21 protein-coding genes and 1 pseudogene are annotated in these 23,484 nt (G+C 60.9%); 13 read left to right on the top strand and 9 right to left on the bottom strand.

What is annotated here, in order from left to right; all coding sequences use genetic code 11:
- The first annotated feature begins 2 nt into the window (after positions 1-2).
- The gene (locus CJ178_RS19370; RefSeq protein WP_095887420.1) at positions 3-1,268 is read left to right on the top strand and encodes an RNA polymerase sigma factor; all 1,266 of its coding nucleotides are present in this window, start codon (positions 3-5) and stop codon (positions 1,266-1,268) included.
- Positions 1,269-1,282: 14 nt separating this feature from the next.
- On the opposite strand, the gene CJ178_RS19365 is transcribed toward CJ178_RS19370, so the two are convergent.
- Positions 1,283-2,596, bottom strand: coding sequence for a YhgE/Pip domain-containing protein (locus tag CJ178_RS19365; RefSeq protein ID WP_095888053.1), 1,314 nt, complete (start codon positions 2,594-2,596; stop codon positions 1,283-1,285).
- A gap of 85 nt (positions 2,597-2,681) precedes the next feature.
- Positions 2,682-3,665: an alpha/beta fold hydrolase gene (locus CJ178_RS19360; RefSeq protein ID WP_095887419.1), complete on the bottom strand. Its 984-nt coding sequence runs from the start codon at positions 3,663-3,665 to the stop codon at positions 2,682-2,684.
- 160 nt (positions 3,666-3,825) lie between these two features.
- Here CJ178_RS19360 and CJ178_RS19355 point away from each other — a divergent pair, with 160 nt between their 5' ends.
- The 6 genes from CJ178_RS19355 to CJ178_RS19330 all read left to right on the top strand — a co-directional run bounded on the left by CJ178_RS19355 (position 3,826) and on the right by CJ178_RS19330 (position 10,674).
- Positions 3,826-4,674: a fumarylacetoacetate hydrolase family protein gene (locus CJ178_RS19355; RefSeq protein WP_095887418.1), complete on the top strand. Its 849-nt coding sequence runs from the start codon at positions 3,826-3,828 to the stop codon at positions 4,672-4,674.
- Between the two features lie 271 nt (positions 4,675-4,945).
- The gene (gene mhpA, locus CJ178_RS19350; protein WP_095887417.1) at positions 4,946-6,670 is read left to right on the top strand and encodes a bifunctional 3-(3-hydroxy-phenyl)propionate/3-hydroxycinnamic acid hydroxylase MhpA; all 1,725 of its coding nucleotides are present in this window, start codon (positions 4,946-4,948) and stop codon (positions 6,668-6,670) included.
- Between the two features lie 38 nt (positions 6,671-6,708).
- A complete protein-coding gene (locus CJ178_RS19345) occupies positions 6,709-7,575 on the top strand; it encodes an alpha/beta fold hydrolase (protein ID WP_045065649.1) in 867 nt (288 codons plus the stop codon).
- Positions 7,572-8,516 carry a 3-carboxyethylcatechol 2,3-dioxygenase gene (locus tag CJ178_RS19340; protein ID WP_095887416.1) on the top strand — a complete coding sequence of 315 codons (945 nt, stop codon included), beginning with the start codon at positions 7,572-7,574 and terminating at the stop codon, positions 8,514-8,516. Before CJ178_RS19345 ends, CJ178_RS19340 begins: the two co-directional genes overlap by 4 nt.
- Before the next feature lie 50 nt (positions 8,517-8,566).
- Positions 8,567-9,928, top strand: coding sequence for an MFS transporter (locus CJ178_RS19335; RefSeq protein ID WP_045065648.1), 1,362 nt, complete (start codon positions 8,567-8,569; stop codon positions 9,926-9,928).
- Between the two features lie 47 nt (positions 9,929-9,975).
- Complete coding sequence (locus tag CJ178_RS19330) at positions 9,976-10,674, top strand: IclR family transcriptional regulator (protein WP_033233745.1); 699 nt, start codon at positions 9,976-9,978, stop codon at positions 10,672-10,674.
- Here the strand turns inward: CJ178_RS19330 and CJ178_RS19325 are convergent, their stop codons facing one another.
- Positions 10,675-10,965, bottom strand: coding sequence for a hypothetical protein (locus CJ178_RS19325; RefSeq protein ID WP_257013258.1), 291 nt, complete (start codon positions 10,963-10,965; stop codon positions 10,675-10,677).
- A 118-nt stretch (positions 10,966-11,083) separates the two neighbouring features.
- On the bottom strand, positions 11,084-11,710 hold the full coding sequence (locus tag CJ178_RS19320) for a DUF5701 family protein (RefSeq protein WP_095887415.1): 627 nt from the start codon (positions 11,708-11,710) through the stop codon (positions 11,084-11,086).
- A 170-nt stretch (positions 11,711-11,880) separates the two neighbouring features.
- On the opposite strand from CJ178_RS19320, the gene CJ178_RS19315 reads away from it, so the two are divergent.
- The 3 genes from CJ178_RS19315 to CJ178_RS19305 are packed head-to-tail and all read left to right on the top strand — an operon-like array spanning position 11,881 to position 15,167.
- A complete protein-coding gene (locus CJ178_RS19315) occupies positions 11,881-13,134 on the top strand; it encodes a M23 family metallopeptidase (protein ID WP_095887414.1) in 1,254 nt (417 codons plus the stop codon).
- A gap of 1 nt (position 13,135) precedes the next feature.
- Positions 13,136-14,440 carry a diacylglycerol/lipid kinase family protein gene (locus tag CJ178_RS19310; RefSeq protein ID WP_095887413.1) on the top strand — a complete coding sequence of 435 codons (1,305 nt, stop codon included), beginning with the start codon at positions 13,136-13,138 and terminating at the stop codon, positions 14,438-14,440.
- Positions 14,441-14,492: 52 nt separating this feature from the next.
- Positions 14,493-15,167: a YoaK family protein gene (locus CJ178_RS19305; protein ID WP_045065642.1), complete on the top strand. Its 675-nt coding sequence runs from the start codon at positions 14,493-14,495 to the stop codon at positions 15,165-15,167.
- Between the two features lie 340 nt (positions 15,168-15,507).
- Here CJ178_RS19305 and CJ178_RS33320 read toward each other — a convergent pair whose 3' ends face one another.
- Both CJ178_RS33320 and CJ178_RS33315 read right to left on the bottom strand, forming a co-directional pair.
- Positions 15,508-16,017, bottom strand: a complete 510-nt coding sequence (locus CJ178_RS33320) for an O-acetyl-ADP-ribose deacetylase (RefSeq protein WP_230590107.1) — start codon at positions 16,015-16,017, stop codon at positions 15,508-15,510.
- A gap of 141 nt (positions 16,018-16,158) precedes the next feature.
- Positions 16,159-16,986, bottom strand: a pseudogene (locus tag CJ178_RS33315) (ADP-ribosylglycohydrolase family protein); the annotation flags it as partial.
- Between the two features lie 27 nt (positions 16,987-17,013).
- Between CJ178_RS33315 and CJ178_RS19290 the strand changes: the two are divergent.
- From CJ178_RS19290 to CJ178_RS19280, 3 genes are read left to right on the top strand one after another with little or no spacing between them, the layout of a single operon-like run.
- Complete coding sequence (locus CJ178_RS19290; RefSeq protein WP_095887410.1) at positions 17,014-17,685, top strand: NUDIX hydrolase; 672 nt, start codon at positions 17,014-17,016, stop codon at positions 17,683-17,685.
- A 51-nt stretch (positions 17,686-17,736) separates the two neighbouring features.
- A complete protein-coding gene (locus CJ178_RS19285; RefSeq protein WP_095887409.1) occupies positions 17,737-18,870 on the top strand; it encodes an NAD(P)H-dependent amine dehydrogenase family protein in 1,134 nt (377 codons plus the stop codon).
- Positions 18,851-19,330 (top strand): carboxymuconolactone decarboxylase family protein, encoded by a 480-nt coding sequence (locus CJ178_RS19280; RefSeq protein ID WP_045065637.1) that lies wholly within the window; start codon positions 18,851-18,853, stop codon positions 19,328-19,330. Before CJ178_RS19285 ends, CJ178_RS19280 begins: the two co-directional genes overlap by 20 nt.
- Before the next feature lies 1 nt (position 19,331).
- Here the strand turns inward: CJ178_RS19280 and CJ178_RS19275 are convergent, their stop codons facing one another.
- From CJ178_RS19275 to CJ178_RS19265, 3 genes are read right to left on the bottom strand one after another with little or no spacing between them, the layout of a single operon-like run.
- Positions 19,332-20,108 carry an SDR family NAD(P)-dependent oxidoreductase gene (locus CJ178_RS19275; protein WP_045065635.1) on the bottom strand — a complete coding sequence of 259 codons (777 nt, stop codon included), beginning with the start codon at positions 20,106-20,108 and terminating at the stop codon, positions 19,332-19,334.
- Between the two features lies 1 nt (position 20,109).
- A complete protein-coding gene (locus CJ178_RS19270) occupies positions 20,110-21,855 on the bottom strand; it encodes an N-acyl-D-amino-acid deacylase family protein (protein WP_092804749.1) in 1,746 nt (581 codons plus the stop codon).
- Entirely contained in the window at positions 21,852-23,471 is a 1,620-nt protein-coding gene (locus CJ178_RS19265) for a class I adenylate-forming enzyme family protein (protein WP_373557483.1), read from the bottom strand. Before CJ178_RS19265 ends, CJ178_RS19270 begins: the two co-directional genes overlap by 4 nt.
- Positions 23,472-23,484: the final 13 nt, after the last annotated feature.

Below are 23,484 nucleotides of genomic sequence, written 5' to 3'. Positions count from 1 at the left end.
TCGTGACTGATGATGCGGTGAGGAACGCCGTCGATGCGGTGTGGCGCATTGACGGTGCGAAGATCGTCGCCGCACTCACTCGTACTGTCGGCGATTTGGATCTTGCCGAAGATGTTGCGGGGCAGGCACTCCTCGAAGCGATCGAGCAGTGGCCTGCCACGGGCATTCCCCGCAATCCGGCAGCATGGCTGACCTCCGTCGCCACGCGGCGCGCCATCGACGGGTGGCGTCGACGAGAACGCCTCGACGAGCGATACGCGCACTTTGCGCGTGAGCTCGAGAACGATGCGAATCGGTTCGACGAAGACGGTTGGGATCCGGATCGCATCGACGATGATGTTCTTCGGCTGATTTTCATGGCCTGTCATCCGGTCTTGAATCGAAAAGCTCAGGTGGCATTGACTCTTCGCGTGGTCGGAGGCTTGACGACGGAGGAAATCGCAAAGGCGTTTCTCGTGCCGACCGCAACGATGCAGCAGCGGATAGTTCGTGCGAAGAAGACCCTGACGGCGGCCAAGGTGGTCTTCGAAGTGCCTCCGCGGGATGAGTTCTCGAATCGGTTGAGCGCAGTTCTCGGTGTGCTGTATCTGATTTTCAACGAGGGCTATGCCGCCAGTTCGGGAACCGAGTGGATGCGGACCGACCTCAGTAGTGAAGCATTGCGGCTGACGAGAATTCTTGCGGAACTTGTTCCGCGGGAACCGGAAGCACACGGGCTGGTTGCGTTGATGGAGCTGTCGGCATCACGATTTGGCGCACGCACCACCGCCGACGGTGAACCGATATTGCTGTCGGATCAGGATCGGGCGCGGTGGGATCGGACCCAGATCCCCCGCGGTCTGGTTGCTTTGGCGAGGGCGGACGACGTCGGTCGGGGTCGAGGGCCTTACGGACTGCAGGCCGGGATTGCCGAATGTCATGCACGAGCAGCAACTTTCGAGGACACGGACTGGAAGAAGATCGTGCTGCTGTACGAGGCGCTGCAACAGCTTGCCCCATCGCCGGTCGTGGATCTCAACCATGCTGCAGCGGTATCGATGGCATACGGTCCGGCGCCTGCTCTCGAGTTCGTCGACAAGCTTGTTGCTTCCGGCGAACTCGCCGGATATCACCTGCTGCCCAGTGTTCGGGGTGAGTTGCTCGGCAAGCTCGGGCGAACCGAGGAGGCCCGCACCGAACTGCTCGAGGCTGCTCGTTTGGCAGGAAACGAACGTGAAAAGGTGGTGCTCATCGCCAAGGCGGACGCACTTCGAGGCCGGAATACCTGAGCGCGGGAACTGCTTCAGGCTGTTTTTGCGCGATGGGTTCGTTCGTAGCCTTTCCGATCGTAGAGTCGTGTGACAACAAATCCGAGCACCAGTCCGATTGCCAGGCCGAGCAACGTCATCCAGATTGCGTGGGTCAGGCCGGCGTCGCCGTGGGCGCCGAAGAACAGGATTGCGCGGGTGCCCATGTAGATCTGGTGCATCGGTTCGAACTGCGCAAGCCAGGAGTAGAGGCCGGGGCTTGCTTCGAGCGGAATCGTGCCGCCGGACGACGGCAGGGCGAGGATGACAAAGACGAACAGGTTGATCAGCATGCCAAGCGAGCCGAACGCCGCCATCACCGACATGGCGGTGACTCCGACCGCGATGATGACGAGGGTGCCGTACGCCCACAAGGCAAAGCCTTGTGTGACAGGCATTCCGAGGGCGCGGCTGATCAACTGGAACAGTCCGGACACCACGCCGGACAATACGATCATGAAGCCCCATTTGATGAGAAGTGTTTGAAATCTATTGATCCCGACTACGTCGTTCTGTACGAACAGGGGACCGAACTCGGTGGGCGCGTAGCCGAGCATTCCGTCTACCAGGGAATTGACGACTGTCGCTCCGGTGAATCCGGCGAGCACCAGCAGTAGTGCGAAATAGAAAGCGACAAGACCGAACCCTGTGCCGTCGGGGAGCGGATCATGCGCGACCGTGAGAACATTCACCGGATTTTCGAGGAGAAGTCGACTGGCGCCGGAGAGCTGCATTCCGGTACCACTTGCCTGCAACTGTTGTGTGACAAGCGTGGTGAGTTGCTCACCCATGTTCTTGTTGACCGGCTCCAGGGCAGTTGTCCCGATCGACTGCACCAGCGACGCGGAGATGGAACCGGCTCGTGGATTGGTGTAGATGGTGATGATCGGTTGTTGCACCTCTGTGGCGGCGACGCTTCCCTGCGCCAGAGCTATTGTCTGCTGGGTGAAGTCGCGGGGGATGACGATGGAGCCGTAGAGCGTCCCGGAGCTGAGTCGTGATTGCGATTCGATGAGACTGAGCTGCTGTAAGTCGATTTTCTCGGGATCGATCCCGTTTTCGAGCGCGGCGGCGATGTCGTTTCCGAAGTTCTCGACTGCAGCGGGATCGCTTCCGGGCAAGGTACCGCCGACATCTTCGTTCACCAGAGCGATCGGGAACTCGTCCAGATGCTTCTTGGGGTCGAGGATTCCGCCCATGTACAGCGCAGCGAGCGCCGACATCAGCAACAGCACAACGATCACCGGTGCCAGCCAGAATCGCGGTGTGTGCAGAACTGAACGGGCGGATGGCTTGTCGTGTGTGCTCATCGTCAGTCGACCGGCTTTCTCGTGCGCGGACAGTGTGTGACTGAGCGTAGAGGCAAAGGTGTGGTGCTGCCGTCCTTGACGTTCTTCAGGAAAACCACTGATCCGGATTTGTTCGAGCAGCATCAACAACTTCGTCGATTGCATCGGTCGTGAGTCCAGGCTGCTCGGTGTGGACGTAATGGCTGGCATCGGTGTCCAGATCGAGGTGTGCGTGTAGCCGTTCGGCCAGAGCCTGCTGTCCGGCAATGTGGGCGGCGAATATCGTCGGACCGAAATCGACAGGTATCCCTGGTGGCAATTCACCTGCAGCCGAGAGTGGTTCGAGGTCGAAGGGTTGATCGGAGACAAGGATGCCAACCGGCATCGGAGGGGGATCGCCTGCGTCGCGTAGTGATTGGAAGCTGGGTTCCAAATTGCTCTTCTCCTGGTTGTACGGTTCGAGATCAGGAGAGTAATTGCTGTTGAGCGTGAGCCACCACTGCTGCTCTTGTGGAGTCAGGCCGTCGTAGAGAAGTTCGGTGAGGGTATCCACGAGGACCAGGCCGTCGACATCGGTCGGATAGGTGTCGGCATAGAGCCGAGCGATCAAGCCACCCCAGGAGTGGGCGACCAGGACGTAGGGGCCGGGAACGTCGGCCGCACTCAGCAAAGCGTGAAGGTCGCGCATTCCGTCTTCGGCGGTGGTCGGCTGGGGGACAGGAGTGGAGCGGCTTGCGTCTACTTGCTCGCCGGTGATGGTGACAGTACCGGGGCGGTCGTAAGCGCACACCCGGGTCGTCTCGGCTACGCCGTCGAAAACTGCAGTTTCGGTCGGATTCGGATCTGCGACGGTTTTCCAGATATCTGCGCGATCGGTTCGACCGGACACGAACACCACGGTGGGCGATCCGGTCCCCTTACACGTCAAATACATGCTGCGGCCGTCACCGATGTCCACCAGTCCAGCGAAGTCGCCGTTTCCAGGAGTACCAGTAGCTGTACTGACATCCGTACTGGGCGAATCCGAGCATCCGCCCAAGAACAATGTGCAAGCTGCAAGTGACGCCACGATTCGCGAGTTGAGTTTCATGGTGTTGCTCCTCCCGGCCGGCAGGGTGCGCAAGGTCAGGGGTACCCAAGCTGTGGGCTGTCTAATTGCCGACTTGTCGGGAGCTGTACTTGAGATCGCCGTTAGGTTCGGGAAATGTGCGCCTCGGCGTTTGTCACTATTCTTCGAAAGGTAGTTCGCTATGCGTATTTACAACTTATCGGGCCGGGCTTGTCTTGGAATGGACGCCGGTGCTGTTGATATCGAAATTGCCAGCAACGGGGCCTTCTCCTCCGACGTGCAAAGCCTCTACTCGCGGTGGGATGAGTTCACGCACTGGGCGAGTGGGTTCGAGGGCACTCCTGACGTGAAGATCGACAACTCGGCGTTGGGAAGCCCGGTGCCGTTGCCGCCGCAGATCTTTGCCATCGGCTTGAACTACCGGGACCATGCAGTGGAGTCCGGCCTGGAGATCCCCGAGATACCGGTGGTATTCGGGAAGTTTCCGGCGTCGGTGACCGGTCCACGCGGCAAGATTCTGTTGCCGGAGGGCGCTGTCGATTTCGAGACCGAACTTGTCGCGGTGATCGGCAGGCGGGCGGAGAACGTGAGTGCCGCGGATGCATGGGGTCATGTAGCAGGACTGACCGTGGGCCAGGATCTGTCCGAACGGCACACACAATGGCGAGGTACCGCGCCGCAGCAGTTCGGTCTGGCGAAGTCGTTCCCAGGTTTCAGTCCGATGGGGCCGGTCTTGGTCTCACCCGATGAATTCGAGAATCCGAATGATCTCGAGCTGGGATGCTCGATCAACGGCACCTTGATGCAGAAGAGTCGCACCAGCGACATGATTTTCACGATTCCGGAAGTTATCGAGTACCTGTCCCGCATCGTGCCTCTTCTGCCGGGCGACGCGATCTTCACCGGTACGCCGGCAGGTGTCGGCTTCAGCCGCAACCCGAAGGTGCTGCTCGGAGCGGGTGACACGCTGACGACATACGTGGAAGGGATCGGCGAGATGCGGCATACCTTCGATCTCAGGGTCGTCTAGAGGCTTCAGATCTGCGCAATGGCCGCGCCGGAGGTGAACAACCTCCGGCGCGGCCATTTTGTGTCTCGGGCACATGGAGAAGGCCGGCAAACCATGCTCTAGCTGCAGTTTTGATGCCGCGCCATTCTGTCTGAGCGATCCCATCGGGCACCAAATGCGGCCCCGGTCACAAAAGCTCATTGACGTACCCCGCTTCGTGGTTTCTAATAGACGCATCGTGCATATAGTGCGCTAGGGCACGCGATAGTTGCATTAGCGCAGATAGGAAGCCATGAAAACCACTCAGGACACCGAAGTACTCATCGTCGGCGCCGGTCCCGCCGGCCTGATGTTGGCGAACATCCTCGGCATGTACGGCAAGCAGGTCACCGTGCTCGAGGCCATGGATACGCTGATCGACTACCCGCGTGGTGTGGGACTCGACGACGAGTCGTTCCGCACCATTCAGACGGTGGGCCTGGTGGATGCGATCCGTCCGCACACAAATCCGCAGCACATCATGCGTCTGGTCAACGGTGCCGGAAAGGTCATGCTGGTCAACAACCCGCAGACCGTGGAATTCGGCTGGGAACGTAAGCACGGCTTCATCCAGCCAGAAGCCGACAAGGCGCTGTATGAGGGACTGTCCCGGTTCGGGAACGTTCAGGTGTTGTTCGGTCATCGCGTCGAGAACGTCGAAGAAGACGGCCAGTCGGTTACCGCTATCGCGTTGGTTTCTCGCCCCGACGGAACCATCGAAGAACGGCGATTCAGTGCGCAGTACCTGGTGGGGTGTGAAGGTGGTAAGTCTCCGACCCGCAAGCGTCTCGGTGTCAGCTTCGAGGGTGAATCACCTTCTACACGTTGGCTTGTCGTGGACGTCAACAACGATCCGCTGGGAACACCCAACGTGTTCCTGGGTGCCGATCCGAAGCGTCCGTACGTGTCCATCGGTCTACCCCACGCGGTTCGGCGCTGGGAATTCATGCTGCACGACGACGAAACCGAAGAGCAGGTCACTGACCCCGACTACGTGAATGCTCTTCTGGCAGATCATGTTCCCAACCCGGCGGAACTCGATTTCATTCGACGACGCGTCTTCACCCATCACGGCCGCGTCGCTTCCGACTTCCGCAAGGGCCGCCAATTGATCGCGGGCGACGCCGCGCACCTGATGCCGGTGTGGATGGGTCAGGGCTGGAATTCGGGTATGCGCGACGCAACCAATCTTGGGTGGAAGTTGGCCGCCGTACTTTCCGGTCAGGCGGACGACGCACTGCTCGATACCTATACGTCGGAGCGCAAGGATCACGCCCAGGCAATGGTGGATCTGTCGCTGACGTTCGGACGGCTCATCAAGATCACCAATCCGGTCGGTGCTGTACTCCGCGACGCTGCGTCGTCGGTGCTCAATCTCTTCCCTCAGGTCAAGAGCTACTTCGCGGACATGCGCTTCAAGCCGATGCCGCGCTACACCAGGGGAGTGCTGGCCGACCCGAACACTCGGGAATCGGGAAGTGCAGCAGCGAAACTCACGAGCAAGCTCGTCCCGGTGCTGACCGCCAACGTCAAGAACTCACCGGTTGGCGTCCAGTTCCCACAGCCGCGTGTGAACTCGCGGGATGCGTCGGACCAACTGCTCGACGACGCGATCGGCAACTGGTGGTCCGTGATCGTGTGGGGCAACAGCCCCAAGGACGTGCTCCCACAGGATTCGCTCGACAAGTTGTCTCTACTCGGTGCCCGCCTTGTTGCGGTAGTTCCGGAGACCCAGCGCGAATGGGCTCAGAAGCACATGGATCCGGACGTTATGGTTCTCGGCGATCACACCGGCCGACTCAAGAAGTGGTTCGACGACCGTCCCACTCCCTTGGTCTTCCTTCGCCCCGACCGTTTTGTTGCCGGCGCCTGCCTGACGCAGCATGCCCCGGCGACGTTGGACGCGATCCTGGCCGCAATGAAGTTCACGCCGGCCGGCGCTGTCTCGGACGCGGTCGCAGTGCCGGTCGCGCTCTAACCATCCGCCACACACACACTTACGAGAAAGCCAGATATATGACTACAACCGAGATTCCCGCGTACATCACCGACGATTTCTTCGGCCTCGAAGACAAGTGGATCGAGACCGCAGACGGCGAACTCACCCACTACCACGAACTGGGCGAAGGTACCCCGATCCTGTTCCTGCACGGTTCGGGCACCGGCGTCACCGCCGCCGCCAACTGGTGGCTCAATCTTCCGGTTCTCAGTGAGCAGGGGCGTTGCATCGCAATCGATTCCATCGGCTACGGACAGAGCGTTGTTGCTCCGAACACCGAGTACGGCATCAAGGAATGGGTTCGCCACGCGGTGCGCGTTCTCGACGCCCTCGGCATCGAGAAGACATGGATTGTCGGAAACTCCCTCGGCGGTTGGCTTGCATTCCAGTTTGCCATCGATTTCCCGGAACGCCTTCTGGGGATCGTCTCGATGGGCACGGGCGGCGCAAAGTTGACGGGCGCGCTGGCCGGTCACTCCAACCCGAACCTGACTGAAGCCGGCATTCGCAAGACCCTCGAACTCTTTGTTGTCGACAAGTCGCTTGTCACTGACGAATTGGTGTCCCTGCGCTACCAATCCGCCCTCAACGATACGGCGTCGGATCGCCTCGCCGAGGTGGTCGCAGCCCGAGACCGTGACCGCACCGAACTACCGCTCGATTTCGATGTGCTCTCTCGTTTGGATGTTCCGGTTCTGCTGATCCACGGTGTCCAGGACGTGGTGATCCCGGTGTCGCGTACGTGGGAGTTACTCAACGTCATCCCGAATGCCGACGTGCATATCTTCAGCCAGTGTGGCCACTGGTCACAGGTCGAGCGGGCAGAAGAGTTCAATACCGTTATCACGCAGTATCTTTCCGCTCGGGGTGTGAGCCGGTCATGAAGCAGGCTTTGCTGTGCATGTCGCACAGCCCACTGTTGCACCACCTCGACCCGCCGGCCGATGTCAAAGCATCGGTGGAAGCAGCGTTCGACCAGGCCCGCGCATTTGTTCACAATTTTGATCCCGATGTGATCGTGAACTTCGGACCCGATCACTACAACGGATTCTTCTACGATCTGATGCCGCCGTTCTGCATCGGCTACAAGGCAAAGGGCAGTGGCGATTACGACTCGTTTGCCGGTGAACTGAACGTGCCGGAAGCTATGGCCGAGGACTTGGCGCAGTTCGTGATGGATCAGGGGCTCGACCTTGCGATTTCACGTCAGATGGAGGTCGATCACGGTGCGGTGCAACCGATGGAGATCATCTACGGCGACGTAGCGTCCAAACCGCTGATCCCGGTCTTCGTCAATTCGGTGGCCAGGCCGTTCGTGAAGGTCGCCCGCGTGCGTAAGTTCGGCGAGGCCGTCGGCGCGTATTTCAAGAATTCCGACAAGAAGGTGCTGTTCATCGGTTCCGGTGGGCTGTCACATGATCCGCCGGTTCCGCAGATCGCCACCGCCGACGAGGCGCAGCGCAAGATGCTGACCGACGGCCGGAATCCGACGCCGCAGGCGCGCGCGGCCAGGCAACAGCGAGTCATCGACACGGCCGTCAAGTTCGCGGCGGACGAGGCCGACATCATGGATCTGAATCCGGAGTGGGACAGAGGATTTCTCGACGTGTGCGCGTCCGGGCGGATCGAGGACTTTGATCGCTACACCGCAGACGACATGGATGCGGTAGCCGGGCACTCCTCGCATGAGGTGCGCAACTGGGTGGCTGCCTACTCTGCCCTACGGGCCTGCGGTGAATACGAGATCGCGTACGAGTTCTACCGGCCGATCAAGGAATACATCTCCGGCTTTGCCGTCACGACCGCGATTCTGCGGGATATCTGATTCTTGCTACTCGGGGGAAGCCCCCTCCCACCTTATGAAAGTAGACCTCGATGGATGTTCGTGAAGCGATTCGGACGCAACCGATGCGCCGATATCAGATTTCGACAATCGCGATCTGTCTGATCCTCAGCATGATCGACGGTTTCGAGATCCTGGTCATGGCGTTCGTAGCGCCTCACCTCGGAAAGTCCTGGGACATCAGCTCCGTCGAGATCGGCTACCTGCTCAGTGCCGGCATCATCGGCACGGCTCTTGGTGCAATTTTCATCTCCCCATTGGCGGACAAGATCGGTAGGCGCCGGCTTGCGATCTGGTGTCTCGTCGGTATCACCGTCGGAATGGCGTTGTCTGCCTGCGCCGTCAACGTTCCCCAGCTCATCGCATTCCGTGCGTTTGCCGGCTTGGGGATCGGGGGACTGGTCGCGAACCTGAATGTTCTTGTATCGGAGTTCAGTTCGGACAAGCGTCGTGGTACCGCACTGGGAATCTATGGTGTCGGCTACCCCCTCGGTGGAGCCGTGGGTGGCGCGATTTCCGGCGTCCTGATTTCCGTGTTCGACTGGCGGTCGGCGTTCATCTTCGGCACGATCATCACCGCAATCATGCTGGTTGTCGTGATCAAGACCCTGCCGGAATCCATCGAGTTCCTCATCGAGAAGCGGCCGGTCGGGGCACTGGAGCGGTACAACGAGATCGCGGATCGGCTCGGCTACGAGCAGTCGTCGGAACTGCCCGTTCCGATTCGAAAGACCGAACGTGTTGTGCGTGACGGCCTTTTCAAGGGAATCATGCTGCGTCGCACGGTTTTCCTCTGGCTCGGGTACTCATGCTTGATCGCATCGTTCTACTTCGCCAATACCTGGACGCCGAAGTTGCTGTCCGACGCAACGGGTGATTCGAACATGGGCGTCACTGCCGGTGTGCTCGTCAACGTCGGTGGTGTCATCGGATCGATCATTTTTGCGGGCCTGTCGATCGTGTTGCGGCCGAGAGTTGTGACAGTTCTCTTGATGTTCGGTGGAGTATTTGCGTTCATCGGTTACGCCTCCGGATTCCACATCGTCGCCCTGGCTTTGACGCTCGCGGTACTGGTCGGCATTTTTGCCAATGGCGGCATCACCGGTTTCTACGCGATCAGCCCGCCCATCTACCCGGCGGCAGCCCGGGGCACCGGTGTGGGCTGGATGATCGGGTGCGGTCGCACGGTCTCGATTATCGCTCCGATTCTGACCGGCTACCTGCTCGATGGTGGCTGGACTCCGAAGAGCGTCTACATGATGTTCGGTGGGGTGTTGGTGATCGCCGGAATCGCGACGTTGCTTCTCGACGCGACCTACCGCGGCCGCAGTGAGAATCCGGAGACTCCGGAGGCGAGACGGGAAGAGGACCTGGCCGCCGCAGCCACTGCTTGAGGATGTGCCGATCCGGCGTCAAGCCCCGAGAGAATAGAGTCAAGGGCGTGGCTTCAGAATCGAATGGGTCGTCCGGCAAACAACCGGGCTCGCAAACACTGGCGAGGGGATTGCAGGCCCTCGAATTGGTTGCCACCACTCCCGATGGAATGACAATTCAGGAAGTTGCCGATGCCCTGGGTGTTCACCGGACCATTGCGTCGCGGTTGCTCACCACTGTGGCTGACTTCCGGCTCATCAAGCGCGGTGCGGACGGCAAGTACCGGGCCGGGGGTGGATTGGCGGCGCTCGCTCGGGACTTGTACGCCGGCCTTCGGGACGAGGCGACACCGTTGTTGCGTCGGCTCGCGAATTCCTTGGGCGCGAGTGTTGCGCTGTTTGTCGCGGAGGGCTCCGAAGCGGTGGCCGTCGCCGTCGTCGAGCCGAAGAATGCTCGGTACTGGGTGTCGTTCCGTGAGGGTGGTCGCCACCCTATCGACCGCGGCGCCGCCGGCTATGCGTTGTTGGCCGGGCAGCCGCCCGTCCCCGGGGAATCGAGTCGAGTCACCGATGCCCGCCGGGACGGCTACGTCGTCAGTTACGGCGAAGTCGAGCCGGGATACTGGGGCCTCGGGGTGCCGTTGACACAGCCGGCCAATGAGCCGGCCGGTTGCCTGACGTTGATTACCGCGTCCGAGGATCTGGCCCGCGGCGCAGTGCGCGAATTGATGGAGGCTGCTGAAAAGATCAGCGGCACAACACACTAGCTACAAGTGCGGCAGTATTCCCACGAAGAACGATGCGCTCAGGGCAAGCCCGATGATGCCGGTGATCAGGCCGACGACGGCATCTCCCGGCAGCGTGCGACTCGGATCCCGGCGAAGGCGGCGCAAGGTGAACACTCCCATGACGATGGCGCCCGCACCCAGCACGATGCCGACGCCGAAAGCCCAGAACACGAGTACCGACAGGGCGCCGAGCATCTCCGATCTTTCGCCCCAGCGCGCAGTGCGTTGCGCCGGCGTCGGTGGTGGCCACTGCAACGATGAGGCCGACATTGCTGTCCCGAAGCGATGGGTGCGGTTACGAAGAGACTGGTCACTGAGAAACATCGTGTACTCCACTGGACTGGGTAGGCGAGCAGTCGGTACTGCTGTCTACCCGGTCTCCGTGGATCTATGCGTTGATCGGAATTCGGGTGTGCGCCGACGCAAATCCCAACCAGGTGTGGCGGTTGCCGGCCCAGCACCAGCCGACCTTGGGGGCGTTGCGATTGTCCTTACCGTCGCGCCCGGTCCCGTTGCTGATCCACAGCGCGGGGGTACGCGTATCCAGTGCGCCGTTGGGTTTGCGCAAGCGTGAGCCGATGGTCATGAAGCAATGGCCACGTTCGAGAACGTCCGGGCATTGGAGCAGCCAGTGGATACCCTCGGTGAGCGTCAACGGCGTGCGCCCGGCTTCGAGGATTGCGGGTAGCGCTTCGTCCGGACTCCAGTTGGACATTGCGTCGCCTCGGTCGAGGTCCTCGAGTAGATACACGGGATTGTCCGGGGGCACTGCGTGCTCGGTGGGAGTGAACTGATCTACATCGGTCATGTCGGTGACAACAAAGCCATGTTTGCCCTGGCGTTCGAGAAGGTGGGCCAACGATGAAGCGGGAGCGTACTTTTCGTGGATGGTGAGCAGAGAGTTCTCGGCGCGGGACGTTGCTGCTGCACGTATCGCAGTGGGGGAGATCCCGGCGATGTCGCCGATACCGAGAGCTATGAGTCGTTCAGCCTGCTGATCTAGAGGTGGGAGCACGGTCCCCGATGGTAGCGAATCTTGCGTCACCTCGAGAAAATGCCGTCAAGACGAATAAATGAAGTCCTAGTGGGTATGCATAAATGCGCTTATCCAAGGATTGAATTCGATACGGTAAATATCGAGCGCATTTATCGCAACCGGGCTGGTTCAGGTCTAACATTCCTGAAATGGCAAGTCCGAGTGGAAAGAACAGCATTGCATTAGTTTTTCTTGCCGCGGCGATGGTTGTCTCGTGCTCCACGACGCAGAATTCACAGACGACTCCTTCGGATTCTTCGCTCACTTCTGCTCCCGGCTCCAACTCAGCCGAACCAGTGCTCACCCCGTTGACTGCCGCTACCCTTGCCGCTCCGATTCCGGTAACCGCCACTGACGGAGAGGTACACCTCGCGTACGAGCTGTTCCTCACGAATACCCTCGCGCAGCCGCTTACCTTGCGGAGTATCGAGCCGGTGTCGAACGGAGTTCCGTTGCAGAGTTCGATTTCCGACGGGCTTCTGCCGTGGATCAGGGTATTCGGCGCTACGAGGCCGACGGAGACTCTGGGCCCCGGCCAATCGGCCTTGGCCTGGATAGACGTGACGGTACCGTCCAGCTCAGAGGTTCCCGAGGTTGTCGAACATCGAATTTCGGTGGCGGTGGCCACCCCGAATCCGCCGCTTCTCCCGGCAGAGATGACGGAGATCGTGGCTCGGACCACGGTATCGACACAGTCTGCGGTAGTGATCGATCCGCCGCTGAACGGTGAGAACTGGTTGAACGGAAACGGTTGTTGTGGTCTGACAGCTCACCGTGGTGCCGTCAGTCCCCTCAACGGACAGCTTTTTGCTCCGGAGCGATTTGCCATCGACTACGTTCAACTGACGTCCGAGGGACAGATGTTCAATGGAGATCGGACGTCCGTCAACAGTTATCCCTACTACGGCAGCGATGTTTTTGCCGTAGCGGAGGGCAAGATTGTTTCGATGGTGAATGACCTTCCGGAACAGACTCCTGGCGCTGATCCCGTCGGGCTCACGCTCGATCAATTCGGTGGTAATCATGTTGTTCAGGATCTCGGAAACGGTCGATATGCCTTCTACGCTCACTTGCAGAGAGGAAGTATCCCGCTCGAGGTCGGTGACAATCTGACGGTGGGTCAATCGTTGGGTAAGTTGGGTAACTCCGGTAACACCGACGCCCCGCATCTGCATTTCCACATCATGGACGGACCGGATCCTCTGGCGTCGAACGGACTTCCGTTCGAGATACGTTCTTTCGATCTGACAAACCGAATCATGAACCAGGACAACCTCGATTCGGTCACGGATTCCGGTGCCGCGGCGCAGTTCGCAACGGGCGTGGACACCGGTCGGCGCAGCAATCAGATGCCGCTCACGCTTGATGTCATGACATACGACGTAGTTCAACAGGGGAGCTGACATGGCAACGAGCAAGCAACGATGGTTGGCCAGAGCGGCTGTGGTCGCGGCGTTCGCAGCAGTGGTGGTTCTGCTGGTCTTTGCCGGCTTGAAGACGCTGATGTTGTTGATCATGGGCGTCGGAGCTGTGGTGGTGAGTGTGGTTGCCGCGTACTGGTTTCTCACCAGTCGCGGATTTGTGCGCTGGTTCGCTCTCGCAATCGGGGTGTTGACGCCGATAGTGGTGCTCGTCTTTCTGATCCGTGCGAATCTGTTTGCAGTGGTGTTGGTGACGATCGGTTTGTTGATTGTGGCCGCGTTGTGCGCTCGGGCTGCCCTGCAAGACGATGAGTCGGGTTCTCCTGTGCCGGAACATCCTCCGAGCCCTGCAGAACGGCCCTTCTTCGTGATGAACCCAAATTCGGGCGGCGGGAAGGTCGGAAAATTCGGACTGATCGACAAGGCTCGAGAATTGGGTGCCGAGGTATACGTTCTCGACGCCGCCCACCCGGTTGACGTGGCAGACGTGGCGCGCAAGGCCGTCGACAACGGGGCTGATCTACTCGGTGTCGCGGGAGGCGACGGAACACAGGCCTTGGTGGCGGCGGTCGCCGCCGAACATGGGTTGCCCTATCTGGTGATCAGCGCAGGTACACGCAATCATTTTGCCGCAGATCTCGGTTTGGATCTCCAAGATCCGTCGCGATGCCTTGACGCTTTGAATGACGGCGTCGACATCTACGTCGATCTGGGGACTGTGGGTGATCGACCGTTTGTGAACAACGCGTCGTTCGGCGCGTATGCCGAAGTTGTGCAGAATCCGTCGTATCGCGATGCCAAGACCAGTACGGTCGTGCGGATGCTCCCGGATGTCCTGGCGGAGCAGCAGGGCGCAAAATTTGTCGTGCACGTTCAGGACCGCGTCATCGAGTCACCACAAGCGGTGTTGGTCAGCAACGGCCCGTACGAGACGGATGACCTTGCCGGACTCGGGCAACGGCCGCGGTTGGACCTGGGAACACTCGGCGTTGTCGCGCTTTCGGTCAACAGCCCGCGGCAGGCCCTCGGGTTGCTTCGCCGCGCACATCGGCGTGGACTGACGCAAGCCACGGCATTAGAGGTGATCGTCGACGCCGACCGGCCGGAGATTCCTGTCGGCGTCGATGGTGAAGCATTGATCTTCCCGGTCCCCGTGCGGTGCGAGGTCCGGCCCGCCGCGCTTCGGGTTCGAGTTCCACGCAACCGACCGGGGGTGACGCGTCCGCGGCGGAAAGTAGATCTGGTGAGATTGCGTCAACTGGCAGGATTCACAGCGCTCGACGCTTAACCCGTCCGGTTGCGACTGCATGGTTCATGGTCGACTGTGACAGGCTTTTCGGGTGACGGGATACAGCAGATCACTCATCGGTTTGGCGATAGCGCTTGCCGGGCTGGCCGGATACGTCGACGCGATCGGCTTCATCTTTCTCAGCGGACAGTTCGTATCGTTCATGAGCGGCAATATGACTCAGATGAGCGTCTCGATCGCCGACGGCTTGTGGGCCGCCGCCCGAGTGCCCGCGGCCGTGATTGTGCTCTTCCTGCTCGGTATCGCGCTCGGCACGGTGATCACGTATGTCACGGAACGCTATTCGGTTCGGACACGCAAGGTCGCCGTGCTATCGGTGGTGACCGCATTGTTGGTACTGGGGGCGATACTGGGTAGCTTCGACATCGTTCCCGGCGCGGTCACTGCAATGGCTTTGTCCATGGGCGCGGTCAATTCGGTGTTCCAGCGTGACGGCGAGGTAACCATCGGGGTCACCTATATGACGGGTGCTCTGGTGAAAATGGGCCAACGTTTGACGGGCGCATTCCTGGGCGGCCCGCGGTGGGCATGGCTGCAACACTTCGGAATGTGTGCGGGTCTGATCGGCGGTGCCGTCCTGGGAGCGCTTGCACATCGGTGGATCGGCACTCACGCCCTCTGGCCGGCAGCGGGAACTGCTGCCGCCCTGACGGCTGTGGCGTGGCGCGTGACGCCCCTACGCGGAAACAGATCCTCGGTTTCCTGACACTCCGACGCGAAGTGCCCCACACGCTTCGAGCATCGCATCTCTTCCGGTGTGGCCAACTCCGACGGTATTGATGCTACGAATTACCCAGGACGGATGTGACGTGGAGCGTGATCGCTGGTTTCAGGTGAGTGACAACACATTGCACGTAACCCTAAGTTACATATACTTGTTTTCAGAAAAGTGTTTCCGCTCGAGTCCGAACGAGGTGCGCATCATGGGTGTCGTAGTCATATCGCTGCTCGTCGCCGCTGTGCTGACAGCACTGGCCACCAGTGACGGTGCGGGTCTGGACTTCGGGAGTCGGCAGTTGAACCGCCGGATGAGGGTTCGCTAGCCGCTACTCGAGTGCTCGCCGCAGTACATCCGCCGACGGCTTGTCGTAGGCAACGAGAATGACGTTGTCCACAGCGGTATGCGCTGAGTGAATCGCCGTAACTGCCTGTCTTGCAGCGTCTTCCTTGGGCCAGCCGTAGACGCCCGAAGAGATCAGCGGGAAGGCGACGGTCTGGGCGCCAAGGGAATCGGCCACGGCCAGACTTCGCGTGTATGCCGACCGAAGCTGCGCCGACCGATCTTGTGAACGCGAGTATCGCGGACCGACGGTGTGGATCACGTTGCGTGCTTTCATCTTTCCTGCTGTGGTGGCTACGGCTGAGCCCACCGGCAGGCCGTCGGGCAGGCTGGAGGCGCGCAGAGCTTTGCATTCTTCGAGGATTTCCGGGCCACCGGCGCGGTGAATGGCGCCGTCGACGCCCCCGCCGCCGAGGAGAGCGGTGTTGGCGGCGTTGACTATTGCGTCGACGTCCAGGGTGGTGATGTCACCTTCGACGACGGAGATTGTGGGCATTGCTTCTCCTGTGGTGTTGAGTGCGAGACGAATCAAGTCGGTCGAGGTGTACCCCGGCCATCCGTGCATGATGCGGCGCCACCGCTCCGGTATCGCCGACGCTCCCCAGCGGGCACCGAGTAGGCCGCCGGCGATTGCAGCAGTCGTGTCGGTGTCGCCGCCGGCTCGGACCGCGGCTTCAAGCGCGTGCTGCAGATGTTCGGTGTTGCTGCTGTCGGTGGAAGTTATTGCCCACCATGCCGTCTGGAGTGCGTGAACCACCCAGCCGTTCTTGGAGAAGTCTCGCGGGCTGCCATATTCGGCCTGGTCGAGCAGTGGTCCCCAATAATCGACCACCCCCTGATCGGCGACGGTCAGGTAGTCGCGGACGCCGTCGAAGTCTCCGTGGATCACTGCGTGGCGGATGGCATGGGTCCATATCTGACAGGCTTGGCCGGCCTGCGGATCGTCATGCGTGAGTGCGCCGATCTTCCACGCGGCATCGACAGCACCTTTGGGGTCGTCAAGGTAAGCCAGTGCAACTGGCGCGGTGCGCATAAGCGAACCGTTGCCGCCCTTGAGTCCGCTGACCGCCTTCGCACGAGTCGCCATATCCGCTGCGTTGGGAGAGCGGGCGGAGAGTACGGCCCGGGTCTGATTGCCGATATCTTCGGGTTTCGAGTCGTACCACCGAATGAACTGTGCTGCAACGGCATCCAGGCCCTCGGTGCTGGCAAGATCGATCCCGGTTGCGGCGACTTCGGCGATGGCTACGGCCATCGAGGTATCGTCCGTCCACTCACCCGGCGCCCACTTGAACGGACCGCCGCCGATCATGTCGATGACAACCTCGGCCTTCGGATAGGTGAACTCGTATCCGGCGCCCAGTGCGTCGCCGGCTGCCGTGCCGAGAAGTACCCCCGCCGCTCGATCGGTCTGTAGTGCGTTCAGCCTCACGTCAACCCCTTTGCTCAACTTTGCGCTAAACATAGATCATGATTGAGCTAATATGCAAGAGTGAATGAATGGACAGACGCGAGCGGCAAATCGTTAACCGACTATCCGCGGCCGTCGGTCGCCGTCGACGTTGCCGTTCTGACCTATTCGGACGCTGCCCTCAAAGTGCTTGTAGTCGAGCATCGGCTGGGCAAGTTCGCTTTGCCCGGCACCTTTCTCCATGAGCGCGAATTACTCACTGCCGCAGCAGATCGGGCCTTGCACTCCAAAGCGGGAATGGTAGATGCGGAGTTCCATCAACTGGCAATTCTCGACAACCCGAATCGCGACGACAGGGGATGGGTCTTATCGGTTGCGCATGCTGCAGCGCTGCCGGAAAGTGGCATGCCGGTTGACGCGATCCTCCTCGATGCCTACGGAGCCCTGGACCTGGCTTTCGACCACACCGAGATAGTCGGATTGGCAGTTGCCGACCTCCGGAGCCGGTTTGCCGAAGCCGTCGACCCGGCCGGTCTCCTCGGCGACACTTTCACCGTCCCCCAACTGCGGCAACTCTACGAGGTGGTGTTCGATCGTGAATTGCAGAAGGACAGCTTCCGGCGTCATGTTGTCGACGCGCTGGTCAGTACCGGGGAATACGTGAGGGCTACTACGGGCAGGCCGGCCGAGATGTATCGGCGCAGCCCCGGCGCGACTCTCCCGCCGCAAGCCTTGGTTTTCCTCACCGGGTAGATTCGCGCATTCGGCCGTGACAACTACCCCGGAATGGGTACTGTCCGAATTATGGATGACCGCGACATCGAGGCGAAGATCCGGACGGTTGTGTGGGGGACGGGAAACGTCGGCCGTGCCTCGATTCGGGCCGTCGCCGCCAATCCGGCGCTCGAACTCTGCGCAGTCGTAGTCGCAAATCCCGACAAGGTCGGCCGAGATGCGGGAGACCTCGCGCAACTCGGCTACCGGTTGGGTGTGGTTGCCACCGATGATGCCGATGCCGTTCTTGCCACTGTTCCCGACGCCGTTGTCTACGCAGCTTCGGGTGAGATCCGGCCGGACGATGCCACCGCGGACATCATGCGCGCGCTACACGGCGGCGCTGTCGTGGTGACGCCCTCGGTCTACGCCCTGTACGACCACCGTTCGGCGCCGCCCGAAGTGCGGGATCCCGTCCTGGCCGCAGCCAAGGCCGGCGGCGGCGCGCTGTTCGTCTCCGGCGTCGATCCTGGGTGGGGAAACGACATTCTGCCGGTGATGATCACGGGCCTGTCCGGAACTATCGACCAGATTCGGTGTCAGGAGATTTTCGACTACACGACGTACGACCAGCCGGATTCGGTGCGCTACCTCGTCGGTATGGGTCAGCCGATGGAGTACGACCCGCCCATGGTTGCATCAGGTGTCCCAACGATGGTGTGGGGAGGACAGATTCGGCTCATCGCACGTGCGTTGGGCGTCGAACTCGACGGCATCAGTGAGACCCTGCTGCGCCGGGCTCTCGACGAGACGGTGACCACCGAGCACATGGGTGATTTTTCCGCCGGAACCCAGGGCGGTTTGCGATTCGAAGTTCAGGGAATTGTCGACGGCAAACCGTTGATCGTCATCGAACACGTCACCCGAATTCACCCGTCGTGTGCTCCTGACTGGCCGTGTCCTCCGGGCGGTGGGGACGGGGTGCACAAGGTCATCATCGAAGGCCGCCCACGAATTGAGATCAACGTCGAGGCCACCGACGAGGGTGGAAATCGCGCGGCCGGTGGAAATGCCACTGCTGTAGGACGTCTCGTCAATGCGATCCCGTGGTTGCGCGCCGCGCAGCCAGGCTTGTACGACGCGCTCGACGTCCCACTCACCCCAGGCGTCGGCAAACTCGGCGCCGATACCTGGAGGACCGAATATGAACATCGACATCCCTGAGGGCAAGAATCCGATCGGCTACGTGTGGGGTGAGATGGTTCCGGGCATCGGCCCCGCCGCAGCCGCGTTCTCCCAAAAGGTGTATTCCGACACCACTCTCGGTCTGCGAGAGTTCGAGGCCGCTCGGCTGCGTATCGCTCAGATCAACGGTTGTATCTTCTGCCAGGACTGGCGAACCGAACGTGACGGTGCAACTGTCGAGTCCGATTTTGCGCAGTCCGTCACCGACTGGCGAACCACCGATGCTTTTGACGACAGGACACGGCTGGCCGCCGAATACGCGGAGCGGTACGCACTCGATCATCACGGACTGGACGACGAGTTCTGGGAACGCATGACTGCCCACTACTCTCAGGCCGAAATCGTGGAACTGAGCATGTGCCTCGGATCGTGGTTGGCCTTCGGCCGGCTCAACCACGTCCTCGGCCTCGACACGCAGTGCGTGCTGCCCGGAAACTGATTCAGTTACCGAGTTTTGTCAGATCCGGGTAGTTCGACACTTCCCAACCGCCGTCGACCACCAGTGATGTTCCGGTGATGTAGGTGGCGTCGTCGCTCGCGAGATACAGGCAGGGAGCGGCAATCTCTTCGGGAGTTGCCGCTCGGGCCATGGGGATTCGATCCAGGAACATGTCGCGAGCGGGTTCGTAACCCATCACCGGCGCGACCAGTGGGGTGTCGACCAGACCGGGGAGAACCGCGTTGACACGGATTCCCGACGCCGCGAGTTCGATCGCGGCATTCTTGCTGAACATCTCGACACCGGCTTTGCCGGTGGCGTATGCACTTCCGTACGGGCTCGGAATATGGGCGTTGAGTGAGGAGACATTGACGATCGCTCCACCCCTTCCGTGCTCACGGATATGGCGCGCTTCGTGTTTGGTGCAGAGGAACACACCCTTCTGCACCAAATCGATGGTGAAGTCCCAATCCGCTTCGTCGAGGTCGACGATCTGTCCCACCCTCGACGCTCCGGCAACGTTGAATGCGATGTCGATCCCACCGAATTCCGCTGCCGCAGCGGCAATGGCCTCGGCGACATCGGACTCCTTGGTCACATCGGCCGGTGCGGCGAGGAAGGAACCGTCGTGTTGGGCCGCGATCTCCTTCAGTGCGCCCTCGGAGATATCGATGCCTGCGACGCGCGCGCCTTCGCTGATGAGGCGCAGTGCAATCGCCGCGCCGATCCCCGAGGCTGCGCCGGTGACGACCGCGGTCTTGCCGGCAAATCTGGACATGTTAATGGGCACCTGCTTTCAAGAATTTTCCGGTTCGGCGGTTGCCGAGGACCGGTGCTGCTTCGCCCTCGCCGAATACGTACTCGCCGCCGACGAATACGGCGGTTACGGTCTCGTCGTTACGATTGACCATGCGAGAGAGGTTGTCGTACTCCACAACCGGACTCTCGGCGTAAGCCTCGAGCGAATCGTCGAGATGAGCGGGATCGATAACGACAAGGTCGGCGCGGTCACCCAATCGAAGGTGCCCCGCATCGACGTCGTACCACTCGGCAAGTTCGCCGGTGAGACGATGTACTGCTGCCTCGACCGTCATGAAGGGCCGGCCGATCTTCTGGGCGTCGTACACGCGGCGAAGTAGTCGTAGGCCGAAGTTGTAGAACGCCATGTTGCGCAAATGTGCTCCGGCGTCCGAGAATCCGAGTTGTACGCCGTTGTCCTGAGCGAACTTGTCCAGGATCTCGGGACGGTGGTTGGAAATGGTTGTGCGCCAACGAACCTTCGTGCCGTGCTCGAGAACCAGATCCAGGAACGCATCGACCGGGTGGATGCTGCCGCGCTCGACACCGACCTGACCGAAGGTCTTGCCTACCAGGGAATCGTCTGGGCAGGAAACGATTTCGGCGTCGAAGAAGTCTCGGTGCCACACCTTGACGCCGAACTTCTGGTCGTAGTCCTTGCGGAATTGTCGACGGTACTCCTCGCTCTGCATCAGAACGTTGCGTTCCATCTCGTCGGTCAGATGCAGTGCCGCAGCCCCGGATCCGAACTCCTCGAAGACAACCAGATCGATTCCGTCGGCATACACCTCGAAGGGCACAGGCAGATGCTGCCAGCGCAGGTCACCGCCGAGTCGATTGACCAGATGCGCCAGCGGTCCGAGAATTGCCACGGCAAACTTGTTCGACTTGATGTCTGCTGCCGAGAGCATGCTCGTTTTGAGTCGCTTACGCCAGAGACCCACGCTGGTGAATGCCATGGCACCGGTGCTCACTGGATTGGTGGGGTCTGGTCCGGCCTGAAATACCCGTCCCCGGCGACGCAGGATCGCGTTGAGTCGGCGTCGTTCCTTCGTGGTTGCATACGTCGACGGCAGGGTGCGTGAGCGGCAGGTTTCACCGTCGAGTTTGTCGAACAGCAGTTGCTGGCCGGACATTCCGACAAAACCAGCGTCAAGTGCCTCGGTCAAATGCGCTTCCATCGACGCGAGTTCGGCATCACTGGGATGCACGTCCTTCCGCGTTGCACGGTCCAACCCCATCTCAGCGGCTCGCATGTCGGAGTGCCCGATGAAGGCTGCCACATTGGGGCCCAACGGAAGTGACTCGAGTGCGGCGATGTACTCGCGCGCGGAGTTCCAGGTCTTGGCCCTCGTGAGTGCTTCGACGACGTGTTTGCGTGGGATTGCTTCGACGCGTCCGAAGAGATCGCCTGCATCGGACGGGCTGGCGTGAATGGTGGACAGCGAACACGACCCGACAAAGATCGACGTGACGCCGTGCCGCAGGGATTCGCTCAGCGCCGGCCCTTCCAGGATCTCGACGTCGTAGTGCGTGTGAATGTCCACGATTCCCGGGATCACCCACTTTCGACGGGCGTCGATGACCCGGGGGCAATCGGTTTCGTCGAGGGGGTCGAGCGAGATAGCGGTGACTCGGCCGTCCCGGATTCCCAGGTTGCGGATTGCCGGTTTGGCTCCGGTGCCGTCGAACCACAGTCCGTTGTTGATCACGGCGTCGTAGGTCATGCGATAACCACCTTTGCACGTATGGTTTTTCCGGTTGCGTTGCGGGGCAGAGGAGTTGTGCTCAGTTGCCACTTCACCGGCACCTTGAAGTAAGCGAGCCGTTCGGCGACATAGCTGCGTAGTTCCTCTTCCGTCGCGGCGCCTTCGTCACGCAGAACGACGACGGCAGCAACTTCCTGGCCCAGGTCTGCAGAATCAAAGCCGATCACGGCGCATTCGAGCACAGCGGGATGCTCGTCGAGGCACTGTTCGATCTCGAGGGGATAGATGTTTTCGCCGCCGCGCAGGATCAGGTCGGATCTGCGCCCGGTGAGTCGAAGGCGACCGTCTTCGAGAACTCCGAAGTCGCCGGTCCTGAGCCAGCGGTCGGGGGCGATAGCGGCTGCGGTGGCCGCGTCGTCGTTCCAATATCCCAACATCACATAGGGACTGCGCGCACAGATTTCACCTTCCTCCCCGTCGGGAACCGCAACACCGAAGGGGTCGCGAACCTCCACGCTCACACCGATGATCGGCCGGCCGAGAGTTCCGGGAAATGCAGCAAGTTCCGGGGGCGTCGCAACCGAAATTCCGGTCGAGGATTCGGTGAGTCCGTAACTGTCCACCAGAGCGTGCTGCGCAAAAGGCAGTTGTGCCCGTAGGCGTTCCTGCAAGGCCGGAGACGACGGCGCTGAAGCTAATGCAAACGCGCTCAGTGACGTCAGGTCGTACTTCTCGAGATTGCCGTGCTCGAGCAGGCGGCTCGCCATGGTGGGGACGACTGCCCAGTTGGTGACCTTCTCGCGCTCGACGAGAGAGAGAACTTCGTCGACGTCGAAGGCGCCCTGATGAATGACCACGGCGCCGCCCGTGGCCAGTCGAGGGACCGCCAGGTTGTGCAGGCTTGCGATGTGGAACAGCGGCGCGGTCAGCAGATAGCGTAAGTCGCTCGGTCGCCCATCGGTGGGTTGCCCGGTGAACGCCGCAGCGAGGCGGTCGCTGTAGCGGTGGTAATCGATGACTGCCAACACGTTTCGGTGGGTGTGAACGGCCCCCTTGGGGCGTCCGCTGGTTCCACTCGTGTACAGGATGACGGCCGGATCGTCCTCGTCGACCGTGGTACGGGGAAGCGGTGATCCGGAGAACTTCTCGATCAGGGCCGGCAAATCCTCTTCCATGGTGAGCACCGGAATATCGGTGCCCAACCCGGAAAGAATCTGCGCGCGCTTGGCATCGGCGATCACCACGGTCGGTGTGGTGTGTTCGATGCCGTACTTCACCTCACGTGCCACCCACCACGAGTTGAAACCGACGGCGATGGCTCCGAGCGCCTGGGCTGCCCAGAACGTGATCACCCATTCCGGTGTGTTGGCGGCAAGAATGCCCACACGATCGCCCTTGCCGACGCCGAACTGTTCGCGCAGCGCAGTGGCTAGAGCGGCAACGGCCGCACCATGTTCGAGGTAGCTGAAGCGTCGGTCCTTGGTCACCAGGTAGTCGCGTGAACCGTAGTCGACAGACGCTGCGAGTACGTCTCCCAGCGACTTGTCACGGTTCTTCATGACGGGCATCGAACTACCGAGAACGTCTTCGACGCCCATTTCGAAAGGTCCACCGGGGCCGGTCAGGCCTGCCATGACGGACGCGATG

It is taken from the genome of Rhodococcus sp. ACPA4 (assembly GCF_002300185.1).
Classification (GTDB): domain Bacteria; phylum Actinomycetota; class Actinomycetes; order Mycobacteriales; family Mycobacteriaceae; genus Rhodococcus_F; species Rhodococcus_F globerula.
This window is presented reverse-complemented; position numbering and strand designations above follow the sequence as displayed.